Origin of the sequence: Polaribacter pectinis (assembly GCF_014352875.1) — a bacterium.
In the GTDB taxonomy this organism is placed as follows: domain Bacteria; phylum Bacteroidota; class Bacteroidia; order Flavobacteriales; family Flavobacteriaceae; genus Polaribacter; species Polaribacter pectinis.
Genome location: NZ_CP060695.1, coordinates 1,412,856 through 1,427,783, shown reverse-complemented (window position 1 = coordinate 1,427,783; position 14,928 = coordinate 1,412,856). Strand labels below are relative to the sequence as shown.

The following is a 14,928-nucleotide window of genomic DNA, read 5'->3' as shown; positions in this document are numbered from 1 at the left end:
AAATATAGTAATATTTATGAAATAAAAAGAAAGCGACAACCGAAGTTGCCGCTTTAAATGTTTTCACAACGGAATAATCCTTATTGTGAATTGATTTCAAATTGTATTCAAATATAGCAAAAAAAAACAAAACATTTTACGGGTTTCCGTATTCGGCTAAAATTAATTTTTCATAACTTTATAAGGTTAAAGAAAAAATAAAGAATATGAAAAAGATATTAGGTCTCGATTTAGGGACAAACTCCATTGGTTGGGCATTAACTACACAAGACTTTCAGAATAAAAAAGGAGAAATTAATGGATTAGGAAGTCGAATTATTCCTATGTCACAAGATATTTTAGGAAAGTTTGATTCTGGTCAATCTCACTCGCAAACAGCAAATAGAACAAGTTATAGAGGAGTTAGAAGGCTATATCAAAGAAATTTGTTAAGAAGAGAAAGGTTACATAGGGTTTTAAATGTTTTAAACTTTTTACCAAAACATTATAAAGAAGCTATTGATTTCGAAAAACAATTTGGAAAATTTAAAAATAATACTGAGGTTAAACTCAATTATCGCAAAAATAAAGAGGGAAAACATGATTTTATTTTTATGGATTCCTTTAATGAAATGGTTGCAGATTTTGTAATGGTAGGAAATGAAACTAAAATACCTTTAGATTGGACTATCTATTACCTTCGTAAAAAAGCATTAACTAACAAAATTACCAAAGAAGAATTAGCTTGGGTGCTTTTAAACTTTAATCAAAAAAGAGGCTATTATCAATTACGTGGAGAGGAAGAGGAAGAGAGTAAAACAAGTAAAAAAGAATTTTATGCTTTAAAAGTAAAGGAAGTTATATCTACTGAAGATAAAAATGCTAGAGGAACTTGGTATCATGTCATTTTAGAAAATAATTGGGTTTATAAAAGACAAAGTAAAGAATCGTTAGATAATTGGGTTGGTAAAACTAAAGAGTTTATTGTAACTACTCAATTAGAAAAAGATGGAACAGATAAACTTGATAAAGAAGGTAATATACGAAGAAATTTTAAGGCTGTTGATTCTGAAAATGACTGGATTGCAATTAAAGAGAAAACACAAAAAGATATTGAACAAAGCTCTTTTACAGTTGGTCAGTATATTTACGAAACACTTTTAAATAATCCATCACAAAAAATTAGAGGAAAACTGGTTAAAACTATTGAAAGAAAGTTTTACAAAGAAGAGTTACAAGAAATATTAAAAACACAAATAAAATTTCATCCAGAATTAAAAAATAGAGAATTATACAAAGCTTGTGTAAGTGAATTATACCCAAGAAATGAAGCCCACCAAAACAATATAAAAGGTAATGGGTTTGATTACTTATTTATTGATGATATTATTTTCTATCAAAGACCTTTAAAAAGTAAAAAATCTACCATTTCGGATTGTCCTTATGAATATCGAGTATTTTCTATAAATAATATTAAACAGAAACCTCAATTTTTAAAATGTATTTCTAAGTCTCATCCTCTATTTCAAGAATTTAGGTTGTGGCAATTTTTAAAGAATTTAAAAATTCATCAAAAAGAAAATACTGAAAATCGTAAAACTGATGAAGATATTACTGATAGTATTTTTACAAGTGATAATGATTGGGTTTTATTATATGATTTTTTAAATGATAAAAAAGAGGTTGAACAGAAACATATTATTCAATTTTTAATTGACCAGAAAAAGATAGAAAAATCAGAAAAAGGGAATTATCGATGGAATTATGTTGAAGATAAAAAATACCCAGCAAACGAAACTAGAGCTTCTTTTTTGTCTAGATTAAAAAAAGTAAAGAATGAAAATGAGTTTTTATCAAAAGAGATAGAAAGTGCTTTGTGGCATATTATTTATTCTGTAAAAGATAAAAAAGAATATGAAACTGCTCTAAAAACATTTGCTCTAAAAAATAATTTAGATAAAGATTCGTTTGTAGATGCTTTTATAAAATATCCTCCATTTAAAAATGATTATGGATCGTATTCAGAAAAAGCAATAAAAAAGATATTGCCTTTAATGAGAATGGGGAAATATTGGGATGAAACTAAAGTTGCAGATGATGTAAAAAATAGAATATTACAAATACAGGAAAGATTAGAAAGCATAAATTATGATTATGAGGTTTTTAAAGGAGACAAAAAAGACCGATTAAAAACGATTGTAGATGATGAAATTCCTAAACAGTTTGTAAAAAGCTTTATAAATTATAAAGATAAAAACCCTTTAACGGGCTTAAATACTTATCAGGCTTGTTACGCAATTTATGAGCGTCATTCTGAATCAGGCATAATTAAACCATGGAAATCTCCAAACGATATAGACACTTATCTAAATGAATTTAAACAACATAGTTTAAGAAACCCAATAGTAGAACAAGTTGTTACAGAAACGTTACGGGTTGTTAGAGATATTTGGAAGCATTATGGAAAAGGTGAAACTAATTTTTTTAATGAAATTCATGTTGAATTAGGTAGAGAAATGAAAAACTCTAGTGATAAGCGTAAAGCAATGTCGTCTAGAAATATTGAAAATGAGAATACAAATGAAAGAATAAAATCTTTACTAGAAGAACTTAAAAATGATTCAGAAGATGATATAAGACCATATTCTCCAAGTCATCAAGAAATCTTAAAAATCTATGAAGAGGGGGTTTTTCAAAATCCAGATGTTTCTTTTACTAAAATGAAAGAAGATGATATTGATAAGATTAGAAAAAGTAGTTCTCCAACAAAATCTGAAATTAATAAGTATAAGTTATGGTTAGAACAAGGATATATTTCTCCTTATACGGGTAAAATAATTCCTTTAAGTAAATTGTTTTCTATTGATTATCAAATAGAGCACATAATTCCACAATCTCGTTATTTTGATAACTCAATGACAAATAAAATAATTTGTGAGAGTGAAGTTAATCAATTAAAAGATAATAAAACAGCCTATGAGTTTTTAAAAGAAGAAGGAGGTAGGGTTGTTACTTTAAGTGATGGAAATACAGTGACTTTATTTAATATTGATAAATACGAGAAACATTGTAAACAATATTTTAAAAAAAATAGAACCAAACTAAATAACTTATTGTCAGAAGATATTCCTGAAGGATTTATAAACAGACAATTAAATGACAGTAGGTACATAAGTAAAATTATTAAAACGCTTTTAAGTAATATTGTTAGAGAAGAAGGAGAAAAAGAAGCTACAACAAAACGTCTTGTACCAGTTACAGGCTCAATTACTTCTAGATTAAAACAAGATTGGGGGCTGAATGATAAATGGAATGAAATAGTTGCTCCAAGGTTTATGAGATTAAATGAGTTGACAAACTCTAAAGATTTTGGAGAATGGGATTCAAAAATAAATGCTTTTAGAACAAAAGTTCCTGATGAAATTTCAAGAGGTTTTAGTAAAAAAAGAATAGACCATAGACACCATGCTTTAGATGCTTTAATAATTGCTTGTTGTACAAAAAAACATACTAATTATTTAGGTTCGTTAAATTCTGAAAGAGAAAATTACGGTTTAAAAGAGAGTTTGTTAATAAAGAATAAACAAGGTGATTTTACGAAACATTTTCAATTACCTTGGGTAAATTTCTCTACAGAAGCTAAGGAAACCCTAGAAAAGACAATTATCAGTTTTAAGCAAAATTTAAGAATAATAAATAAAACGAATAATAAAACTTGGCAATGGGAACCACAAAGCGATGGAACTTTTAAAAAAATATTAAAAAAACAAAAAGATTCCACAAACTCTACTAATAAAACAAATTGGGCTATTAGAAAACCAATGCATAAAGAAACAGTATCTGGTGCTGTTAAAATAAAAAAGATAAAAAAGGGATTTAGTAATATTACTAATTATTTAGATAAGTCAGATTTAATTGTAGATAAATCAATTAAAAGAAAAGTTAAGAGTTTATTGACTCTTTTTGACAATGATTTAAAGAAAGTTAGAAAATATCTGAAGGAAACACCTCTTTTAATTGAAGGAAAAGAAATTACTAAAGCAAAAGTATTTGAATGGTCTGAAAATGCAACAGCCACTAGAGTTGCTTTAAATGAAAAGTTTACTAGAAAGCAACTTGAATCTATTACAGATGGGGGTATCATAACTATTTTAGAAAGACATTTACAGAATTATATTGGGGATGACCAAAAAGAGCGATTTGATTTAGCTTTTAATCCTGATGGTGTTGATGCTTTAAACAAAAATATAAAAATATTAAATAATGGTAAAAACCATTATCCCATTTATAAAGTTCGTTTGTATGAAGAAGGTAGTAAATTTAGTATTGGAGAAAGTGGTGCTAAAGCGGCTAAGTTTGTAGAAGCTGCCAAGGGAACAAACTTATTCTTTGCAATTTATTATGATGAAGAAAAGAAAAAAAGAGTATTTGAAACCATTCCTTTAAATGAAGTTATAGTTCATCAAAAACAAACTGCATCACTTCCAAAAGATAAACGATTACCAATACAGCCAAATAATATAAAAGGGGACTTTTTATTTACTCTTTCTCCTAATGATTTGGTCTATGTTCCAACAGATGAAGAATTAGAAAATAAATCTTTAGTCGATTTTAATAACCTTTCTAATAAACAAGTTTCTAGAGTTTATAAAATGGTGAGCTGTTCTAACTCTCAATGTTTTTTTATTAGAAATGATATCTCTAAACCTATTTATAATAAAAAGGAGTTTTCTGCTTTAAATAAAATGGAAAAGGATATTGAAGATAGAATGATAAAGGATAGGTGTTGGAAATTAAATATAAATAGAATTGGAAATGTTAAAATATGATAAAAAGAACTATTTATATCGGTAATCCATCTTATTTAAAATTAAAACAAAAGCAATTAGTGGTTCAAGAGCCAGAAACAAAAGAAATTAAAGGAACTGTACCTATAGAAGATATTGCTTTGTTAATGCTGGATCATTACCAGATAACAATTTCTAATCAATTATTAATAAAGCTACAAGGGAACAACGTTGCTGTAATTAGTTGCGATGAGCATCATTTACCTTTTGGCATGATGTTACCAATGTATGGTCATTCAGAATATTCTGAGAGAATTAAACATCAATTAGCAGCATCAGAACCTTTAAAAAAACAACTTTGGAAACAAACAGTTGAGCAAAAAATAGAAAATCAGAAAGCGTTATTAGATTTAAATAATAAAGTTTCTGAACCATTAGCTGAATATAAGTTAAATGTTAAAAGTGGAGACTCTTCAAATAGGGAAGGTATAGCTGCTCAATATTATTGGAAACATTTATTCGAAAATTTTTCTAGAGAACGTTTTGGAGAAGAACCAAATAATTTATTAAATTTTGGCTATGCTGTTTTAAGAAGTATTGTTGCTAGAGCGTTGGTAAGTAGTGGAATGTTGCCTGTTTTAGGAATTTTCCATAGAAATAAATACAATGCGTATTGTTTGGCTGATGATATTATGGAACCTTACAGACCTTTTGTAGATAAACTAGTTTATAATTATGTTGTCAGTAACAATTATTATGAATTAAATAAAGATACAAAAGCTCATATATTAACGATTGCAACACAAGATGTTTTCATTGATGGAGTTGTAAGACCTTTATTTGTAGCGGTTACAACTACTACATCAAGTTTGTATAAATGCTTTACAGGAGATTTAAGACAGATTAAATATCCTGAACTTGATTAATCATATAATGTCATCAAATAGATACAGTGCTTATAGAATTATGTGGGTTTTAGTATTTTTTGATTTACCGACGGAAACTAAAAGAGAGCGAAAGGTTGCGGGTCAATTTCGTAAAAAATTAATTGATGATGGTTTTACAATGTTTCAATTTTCAATTTATTTAAGACATTGCCCAAGTAGAGAAAATGCAAAAGTACATACCAAAAGAGTTAAAAGAAGTTTACCAAAACATGGCAAAGTATGTATATTGGAAATTACAGACAAACAATTTGGTAATATGGAATTATTTCATGGAATAAAAGAAGTTGATTTACCACAACCAACCCAACAATTGCAATTATTTTAGTAAAAAAATAAGTAAGTAGGAATTAAAAAACAACAATTTTCACTTCATTATTATAAAATTCAATACTTTTTTTTAATTTAAAAAAGGAATCCCAAAGTATTGATTTTACTCAATATTTTGGGATTGACCTTGTGAATTCTCACGTAAAAATACAATTTGAAATCAATTCACAACGCGGTCATAACAATAGAGGATCTTTACTTTCTTGTGAATTCTCACGTAAAAATACAATTTGAAATCAATTCACAACACTGCAGACGAAATGGATGAAGCGGAACACCTTGTGAATTCTCACGTAAAAATACAATTTGAAATCAATTCACAACGAGGTAAAGACAATATAAATAATTACAACCCTTGTGAATTCTCACGTAAAAATACAATTTGAAATCAATTCACAACTATTGAAAGTGGGGAAACTTTAGAAAGTAACTTGTGAATTCTCACGTAAAAATACAATTTGAAATCAATTCACAACGAACTGAAACAATAGAATACAAGAGCTTAACTTGTGAATTCTCACGTAAAAATACAATTTGAAATCAATTCACAACAGGTGTAGCATCACTAATAAAATAGGACGCCTTGTGAATTCTCACGTAAAAATACAATTTGAAATCAATTCACAACCACACCCTCTATACCGCTTCTAATTGTTTGCTTGTGAATTCTCACGTAAAAATACAATTTGAAATCAATTCACAACCAAATATTGGTGATGTTTCTATGGCTAAAACTTGTGAATTCTCACGTAAAAATACAATTTGAAATCAATTCACAACTAATATTTTAGTACGCTTTAAACAATTGGACTTGTGAATTCTCACGTAAAAATACAATTTGAAATCAATTCACAACGAGAGTAGCAACGGACAACCAATAGACGGACTTGTGAATTCTCACGTAAAAATACAATTTGAAATCAATTCACAACGAGTTAGCAGATGGTAATCATTTTAAAATACTTGTGAATTCTCACGTAAAAATACAATTTGAAATCAATTCACAACTGGTATGGAGATGATAAAAATATTGCTTATCTTGTGAATTCTCACGTAAAAATACAATTTGAAATCAATTCACAACTAGGTCGTTTAACTTTTCATATACTATCTGCTTGTGAATTCTCACGTAAAAATACAATTTGAAATCAATTCACAACGATTTAAATATACTGGAAGCGGAGAAGAAGCTTGTGAATTCTCACGTAAAAATACAATTTGAAATCAATTCACAACGTAAAGAATTAATTAATTCTGGAGCAAAACTTGTGAATTCTCACGTAAAAATACAATTTGAAATCAATTCACAACGGAGGGTTTAGACTAAAAGCAGAGGGTGTACTTGTGAATTCTCACGTAAAAATACAATTTGAAATCAATTCACAACCACGACAGGTTTATTATTCAAAACAAGACACTTGTGAATTCTCACGTAAAAATACAATTTGAAATCAATTCACAACAGTGTCTACTAAGCAGTAAATTAATTCTGACTTGTGAATTCTCACGTAAAAATACAATTTGAAATCAATTCACAACGTTAATCCATCTTTAAATGTGGTTGGTAACCTTGTGAATTCTCACGTAAAAATACAATTTGAAATCAATTCACAACTGTACGTTGCAAATATATAATGTTTTTATACTTGTGAATTCTCACGTAAAAATACAATTTGAAATCAATTCACAACCAATCCCTTGGAAAAGTCCAAGCAGTCCAACTTGTGAATTCTCACGTAAAAATACAATTTGAAATCAATTCACAACGAAAACTTGTAAATAGATAATATGAGAATACTTGTGAATTCTCACGTAAAAATACAATTTGAAATCAATTCACAACAGAGTTAGCAGAAAAATATAACCATAAAAACTTGTGAATTCTCACGTAAAAATACAATTTGAAATCAATTCACAACAATGTTTACAGAAAGAAACCAACTATTAAACTTGTGAATTCTCACGTAAAAATACAATTTGAAATCAATTCACAACATAGAACGTTCTGAAGCTAAAGAAGGTAACTTGTGAATTCTCACGTAAAAATACAATTTGAAATCAATTCACAACCAGAATTTATCTACGCAACACAAGGAAGAACTTGTGAATTCTCACGTAAAAATACAATTTGAAATCAATTCACAACAAAAATGAAAGAAGAAGAATTTACAATAGACTTGTGAATTCTCACGTAAAAATACAATTTGAAATCAATTCACAACGTAGTGTCCCCACCATCATAATACGTGTTACTTGTGAATTCTCACGTAAAAATACAATTTGAAATCAATTCACAACGATGGCTGGTTTACTGTTTTCTTAAATTCCCTTGTGAATTCTCACGTAAAAATACAATTTGAAATCAATTCACAACAATTAGTCTTAACTCTTTTTATTGCTTTGTCTTGTGAATTCTCACGTAAAAATACAATTTGAAATCAATTCACAACGAGCATCATGCCACCAAAGATGAAACATGCCTTGTGAATTCTCACGTAAAAATACAATTTGAAATCAATTCACAACTGTATGCCTTGGTGTTTTTGTTCCAAATTGCTTGTGAATTCTCACGTAAAAATACAATTTGAAATCAATTCACAACAGGTATTGCAGTTTGGTTATCTTGCACGTACTTGTGAATTCTCACGTAAAAATACAATTTGAAATCAATTCACAACAGACCCTATTAACTCATTTATGAATGGTTGCTTGTGAATTCTCACGTAAAAATACAATTTGAAATCAATTCACAACTAAAAACTCGTCTTTAATTTTTTGCTCTTGCTTGTGAATTCTCACGTAAAAATACAATTTGAAATCAATTCACAACGCAATAGGTCTTATGATGTTAATCCAGTACCTTGTGAATTCTCACGTAAAAATACAATTTGAAATCAATTCACAACTAACAGGATAAACAAAACTCGTAGCCGATGCTTGTGAATTCTCACGTAAAAATACAATTTGAAATCAATTCACAACACACCTCTGCTTGTAGGCACACCAACACTTCTTGTGAATTCTCACGTAAAAATACAATTTGAAATCAATTCACAACTTCTCCATAGATAATAGTATCATTATCTATCTTGTGAATTCTCACGTAAAAATACAATTTGAAATCAATTCACAACGTATGGCTTACGTCCTTATAGCGCAAAAGACTTGTGAATTCTCACGTAAAAATACAATTTGAAATCAATTCACAACTAGATCATACCACGCCATCTGTATTTAATTCTTGTGAATTCTCACGTAAAAATACAATTTGAAATCAATTCACAACGCATCTGAATCTATTCCTTTTGAAGAAGTTCTTGTGAATTCTCACGTAAAAATACAATTTGAAATCAATTCACAACAGAATGTGAAGTGTCTTTTGTACGTGTATTCTTGTGAATTCTCACGTAAAAATACAATTTGAAATCAATTCACAACTTAAAACCACCTGCATCTTCTCCTGCACCTCTTGTGAATTCTCACGTAAAAATACAATTTGAAATCAATTCACAACATGGTGCTCGTAATAATCGCACCAATCATTCTTGTGAATTCTCACGTAAAAATACAATTTGAAATCAATTCACAACTGAGTTTGGTAAATCCAAAATCTTTTGCAGCTTGTGAATTCTCACGTAAAAATACAATTTGAAATCAATTCACAACTTAATGTAAAATGTACCAGCAGAAGTAGATCTTGTGAATTCTCACGTAAAAATACAATTTGAAATCAATTCACAACATAATAATACTATAACAGTAGAAACGAAAACTTGTGAATTCTCACGTAAAAATACAATTTGAAATCAATTCACAACAGGTTTTATCTGAATACCTCTTGCACCTCCCTTGTGAATTCTCACGTAAAAATACAATTTGAAATCAATTCACAACAGTCCTGCCAATCATCATTTTCGTCCAGATCTTGTGAATTCTCACGTAAAAATACAATTTGAAATCAATTCACAACGATTTTACTATTGAAGATTTACCACAAGAACTTGTGAATTCTCACGTAAAAATACAATTTGAAATCAATTCACAACAGAAGAACGTTTGGACAGATACAGATAATACTTGTGAATTCTCACGTAAAAATACAATTTGAAATCAATTCACAACTATACGTAACCGTTATGCTACAATAGGCATCTTGTGAATTCTCACGTAAAAATACAATTTGAAATCAATTCACAACTAATTATTCTATTCTAATTTTAAACCTCTTCTTGTGAATTCTCACGTAAAAATACAATTTGAAATCAATTCACAACGAGGTAGGCAAGACTGCAATACAAGCGGGCTTGTGAATTCTCACGTAAAAATACAATTTGAAATCAATTCACAACATGGATGAGTTTACAACAATAGACGACTTACTTGTGAATTCTCACGTAAAAATACAATTTGAAATCAATTCACAACAAGTTTAAATACTTATTCAAATTATCTTCTCTTGTGAATTCTCACGTAAAAATACAATTTGAAATCAATTCACAACCTGGTACAAATAGAACTGCATACGCTCAACTTGTGAATTCTCACGTAAAAATACAATTTGAAATCAATTCACAACAGCAGATATGCAATGCGTTAGGTTGGGATGCTTGTGAATTCTCACGTAAAAATACAATTTGAAATCAATTCACAACTCGTCTTGCGTAGCTCTATTAAATGTGTTTCTTGTGAATTCTCACGTAAAAATACAATTTGAAATCAATTCACAACGACTAAAACCAGATAAGGTTGTTAGGATTACTTGTGAATTCTCACGTAAAAATACAATTTGAAATCAATTCACAACTAATCTCCTTCTGCTTTTGGATGCAATCCACTTGTGAATTCTCACGTAAAAATACAATTTGAAATCAATTCACAACTCGTCTTGCGTAGCTCTATTAAATGTGTTTCTTGTGAATTCTCACGTAAAAATACAATTTGAAATCAATTCACAACGACTAAAACCAGATAAGGTTGTTAGGATTACTTGTGAATTCTCACGTAAAAATACAATTTGAAATCAATTCACAACTAATCTCCTTCTGCTTTTGGATGCAATCCACTTGTGAATTCTCACGTAAAAATACAATTTGAAATCAATTCACAACATCTAACGCATTTAGCTCAATAATTTCTTTCTTGTGAATTCTCACGTAAAAATACAATTTGAAATCAATTCACAACACCGCGTTTGCAGCCGTCAACGAAACATTCCTTGTGAATTCTCACGTAAAAATACAATTTGAAATCAATTCACAACATGGTAGATCCTATAAAGATATTTAAAGAACTTGTGAATTCTCACGTAAAAATACAATTTGAAATCAATTCACAACAGTCCTGCCAATCATCATTTTCGTCCAGATCTTGTGAATTCTCACGTAAAAATACAATTTGAAATCAATTCACAACGATTTTACTATTGAAGATTTACCACAAGAACTTGTGAATTCTCACGTAAAAATACAATTTGAAATCAATTCACAACAGAAGAACGTTTGGACAGATACAGATAATACTTGTGAATTCTCACGTAAAAATACAATTTGAAATCAATTCACAACAATAAATGGCTTGTAATATGCGTTACCAATCTTGTGAATTCTCACGTAAAAATACAATTTGAAATCAATTCACAACGAAGCATAAAAAGATTCATCTTCCAATAAACTTGTGAATTCTCACGTAAAAATACAATTTGAAATCAATTCACAACAGTAGCTTGGACAAGTGGTTATAGTGGAGACTTGTGAATTCTCACGTAAAAATACAATTTGAAATCAATTCACAACATACATAAGTCAAGCTAATAGCATAGATAGCTTGTGAATTCTCACGTAAAAATACAATTTGAAATCAATTCACAACGGATTAATTGAATTTATTAACGAAAAGGGGCTTGTGAATTCTCACGTAAAAATACAATTTGAAATCAATTCACAACTAAACAAATACTATCAATTTTTAAAACTAACTTGTGAATTCTCACGTAAAAATACAATTTGAAATCAATTCACAACACGGATTTGACTATTCAATATCATCAAGCGCTTGTGAATTCTCACGTAAAAATACAATTTGAAATCAATTCACAACAGCAAATGGATTTAGAAAAGCTGAATTGATCTTGTGAATTCTCACGTAAAAATACAATTTGAAATCAATTCACAACAATATCAATGTAATTATCATTATCAATGTCCTTGTGAATTCTCACGTAAAAATACAATTTGAAATCAATTCACAACTTGAAGCTCTATTGGATGATGAAAATCCTACTTGTGAATTCTCACGTAAAAATACAATTTGAAATCAATTCACAACACGGTGTTCAAGAACAAAGTCGAGAATCGTCTTGTGAATTTTTTCGTAAAAATACAATTATAAATTAATTCATACAGAATTAAAATAAATAATCAACCAAATCTCCACCATTTTCAATGTCTATATTTTCTAATAGATTACTACATTGAATTTGATACCCTTTTTTGTTTAAAAGTGTTGCAGTTGTATTCCATTTATTAAATTCAGTTTTATCTGGATATGCAATAATTTTATAATCTTTAATTGATTGTAATAAGCTTTCTTTAAAACCTGATTTACTTCCCGTTGCTAACCAAAGATAATTAGGGAAATTTATACTCAAGATAATTGCAGTTTTTTCAGATTCTGTAATACAAATAATATCATTTTTACTTATACTATTAATAAGGTGTAAACCAAATAAACATTGTTGCAATACAAAGTCATTTATTTTAAGTTGTTTGTGAACCCAGCTAACATGGTTAAAAGGCTCTTTTATTCTACCTCCAGTATCACGATTGTAGAGCATTATTTTACCACCATGTATTACATTTTGAGAATCAATTTGCCAAAAGACTGTGGCAAAACTCCAATAGTTGCTTGTACCAATTTTATATTTATCTATTGCTTGTGATACATTTTGTGGTGCAAAATTGGCTAATAAATAGGTAATAAAGTTACTTTGTTGCCTGGTGTTGCTAAACTGTTGCAAAATTGTTTTATTGTGATACGATGGTTGTATTACTTTTGGGTCATAATTATAAGTACTTGTAATACAATTAGAAGTCGGTTTTTTAAAATAACCACATTTACTTTCTCTATCACATCTACCATTTGCTTCATTTAGATAATTATTTGTTTCATTATCAATAAATTTTACAAATGATTTTTTATTACAATTTGGGCAAATAAATTTCCTGCTTGTTTTATCTAAACTATATTTATAAAGTTGATTCATTTTTTTTCGATTCGTACCATTCGTACTTATTTATTGGTACGGTTGGTACGATTTTTTTTAATATGATTGTTTAATAAGTAACGCAAAGCATCTTTTTCTGTAAAATCGGGCAACTTATTTTTTTTCTTTAATTTTATTTCAGCTTTATTTATATCACTTCTTAACATATTGGATAGCTTTATAAACTCCTCCTTGGAAAGAGCTTTTGCTATCGTATATATATCAGAAGCAACCATCTAATTTAGAGATTATGTTTTTTTCTTCTCTTTCTTATAGCTCCTTCACTATACCCCATCATTTCTCCTATCTCTACATTGTTTTTACCTTCAGAAATCAAAAATCTTATTTGTTCGTTTTTATCATCAGAGTTTAAAGAAGAGGAGCTTTTAAGGTGATTTATTTCTGAATCAAAATCTTCAAAGTGAAATTCTAAAAAATTAGTTTGCTTGTCTAAACTACAAACAACAATATTATCGGAATGATATAGGTGTTCTGTATTACGCTGTTTAATTTGTTTTAGATACCTAAATGAAATATCTTGAGAGCTGTTACCCATTGCAAATGAACTATCACAAAAGTTCATTAACATTTTACTGCCTGCTAAATCATTTTTACCAATTGGCTTAAACTCATCTCTTTTAGGTGTATGTGCTAAAACTAAAATTGAAATTTGATGCGCTACCGAAATTGATTTAATAGCTTTCATTAATACTAAAGCATCTTTTGCTTTCTCGTTTTCTGCACTTAAAAATGTGAGGTTATCTACAATTAGGACAGAAATATTACTAGAAGTTATTAAGTCAGGTAAAGTTGCACATAAATATTCTTCTATATTTTTAAACTCTTTAGGTAAATCTAACTCGGTATTTAATTCAGCTCTTAAAAAATTATTATTGAATTTATAATGGTTTTGATAATCTTGAGAACACCTGTTTTCAAATTGTTTATCTGATAATTCAAAATCTAAATACAGTACTCTTTTGGGATTACTTTCCAGTTTAAAACCTGCAATTGCCTTTCCTTTTGTTAAACTATCTGCAATCTGAACAGCCAAAATGGATTTACCTAAATTAGTGTCTGCAAATAGAATACAAACTTCGTTTTCATACCAAAACTCACTAAATAGCATGTTTGGTATAGGTCTGTTTTTAGCTTCTTCAACCCAAGTATTTGCGTCTTTAATAATCAAACATCCACTCTCATACCTTTTTGCTTTAAGTTTTTTATGATTGAGAATTATATCTTTATCGATGATGTCGATTTTATTGTTGTACATAAAAATCGATTTATAAGAAGTTATTGTAATTGTTTGGTAATTCTAATACAATTCTATTTTCTTCATTGGATAAACAAATTATATCATCTTCTTCGGAATAATATTCTTCAATATATTCTGTAATAATTTCTCTTACCAATCTAGAAACTTTGATTTCCTTTTCTTGTGCAATAAATTGAAGTTCGTTCTTCAATTCATCTGAAATTCTAAAATTAATTGTTGCCATTCTACTTTTTTTAAACATTATAATTAAATTAAATGTTTGCTAAAAAGTAAGGTGATTTTACATCAAAAGATAACTGCCTAATTAACAATATTTAACTAGTTGCAATTACGTGATACAATAAATAT

At 28.6% G+C, this 14,928-nt stretch carries 7 protein-coding genes and 1 CRISPR repeat array; of the genes, 3 read left to right on the top strand and 4 right to left on the bottom strand.

Features of this window, described 5'->3' with window-relative positions:
• Positions 1-206: 206 nt before the first annotated feature.
• Genes cas9 through cas2 form a run of 3 tightly spaced genes read left to right on the top strand, consistent with a single transcriptional unit; the run spans position 207 to position 6,038 of the window.
• Positions 207-4,808, top strand: coding sequence for a type II CRISPR RNA-guided endonuclease Cas9 (gene cas9 / locus H9W90_RS06545; RefSeq protein WP_187483646.1), 4,602 nt, complete (start codon positions 207-209; stop codon positions 4,806-4,808).
• Positions 4,805-5,692 (top strand): type II CRISPR-associated endonuclease Cas1, encoded by an 888-nt coding sequence (gene cas1 / locus H9W90_RS06540; RefSeq protein ID WP_187483645.1) that lies wholly within the window; start codon positions 4,805-4,807, stop codon positions 5,690-5,692. Before cas9 ends, cas1 begins: the two co-directional genes overlap by 4 nt.
• A gap of 7 nt (positions 5,693-5,699) precedes the next feature.
• The gene (gene cas2 / locus H9W90_RS06535) at positions 5,700-6,038 is read left to right on the top strand and encodes a CRISPR-associated endonuclease Cas2 (RefSeq protein WP_187483644.1); all 339 of its coding nucleotides are present in this window, start codon (positions 5,700-5,702) and stop codon (positions 6,036-6,038) included.
• 128 nt (positions 6,039-6,166) lie between these two features.
• Positions 6,167-12,440: a CRISPR direct-repeat array (repeat unit 46 nt; unit sequence CTTGTGAATTCTCACGTAAAAATACAATTTGAAATCAATTCACAAC).
• Between the two features lie 3 nt (positions 12,441-12,443).
• Here cas2 and H9W90_RS06525 read toward each other — a convergent pair.
• From H9W90_RS06525 to H9W90_RS06510, 4 genes are read right to left on the bottom strand one after another with little or no spacing between them, the layout of a single operon-like run.
• Positions 12,444-13,301, bottom strand: a complete 858-nt coding sequence (locus H9W90_RS06525) for a DUF6371 domain-containing protein (RefSeq protein WP_187483642.1) — start codon at positions 13,299-13,301, stop codon at positions 12,444-12,446.
• 26 nt (positions 13,302-13,327) lie between these two features.
• Positions 13,328-13,537 (bottom strand): hypothetical protein, encoded by a 210-nt coding sequence (locus H9W90_RS06520; protein WP_187483641.1) that lies wholly within the window; start codon positions 13,535-13,537, stop codon positions 13,328-13,330.
• A 5-nt stretch (positions 13,538-13,542) separates the two neighbouring features.
• Positions 13,543-14,577, bottom strand: a complete 1,035-nt coding sequence (locus tag H9W90_RS06515) for an AAA family ATPase (RefSeq protein WP_187483640.1) — start codon at positions 14,575-14,577, stop codon at positions 13,543-13,545.
• Between the two features lie 10 nt (positions 14,578-14,587).
• Positions 14,588-14,803 carry a hypothetical protein gene (locus H9W90_RS06510; RefSeq protein WP_187483639.1) on the bottom strand — a complete coding sequence of 72 codons (216 nt, stop codon included), beginning with the start codon at positions 14,801-14,803 and terminating at the stop codon, positions 14,588-14,590.
• Between the last annotated feature and the right edge of the window lie 125 nt (positions 14,804-14,928).

Coding starts and splice junctions, on each gene's coding strand:
- H9W90_RS06525 (WP_187483642.1), bottom strand. CDS start 13,301: ATGAATCAACTTTATAAATATAGTTTAGATAAAACAAGCAGGAAATTT.
- cas2 (WP_187483644.1), top strand. CDS start 5,700: ATGTCATCAAATAGATACAGTGCTTATAGAATTATGTGGGTTTTAGTA.
- H9W90_RS06520 (WP_187483641.1), bottom strand. CDS start 13,537: ATGGTTGCTTCTGATATATATACGATAGCAAAAGCTCTTTCCAAGGAG.
- cas9 (WP_187483646.1), top strand. CDS start 207: ATGAAAAAGATATTAGGTCTCGATTTAGGGACAAACTCCATTGGTTGG.
- H9W90_RS06510 (WP_187483639.1), bottom strand. CDS start 14,803: ATGGCAACAATTAATTTTAGAATTTCAGATGAATTGAAGAACGAACTT.
- cas1 (WP_187483645.1), top strand. CDS start 4,805: ATGATAAAAAGAACTATTTATATCGGTAATCCATCTTATTTAAAATTA.
- H9W90_RS06515 (WP_187483640.1), bottom strand. CDS start 14,577: ATGTACAACAATAAAATCGACATCATCGATAAAGATATAATTCTCAAT.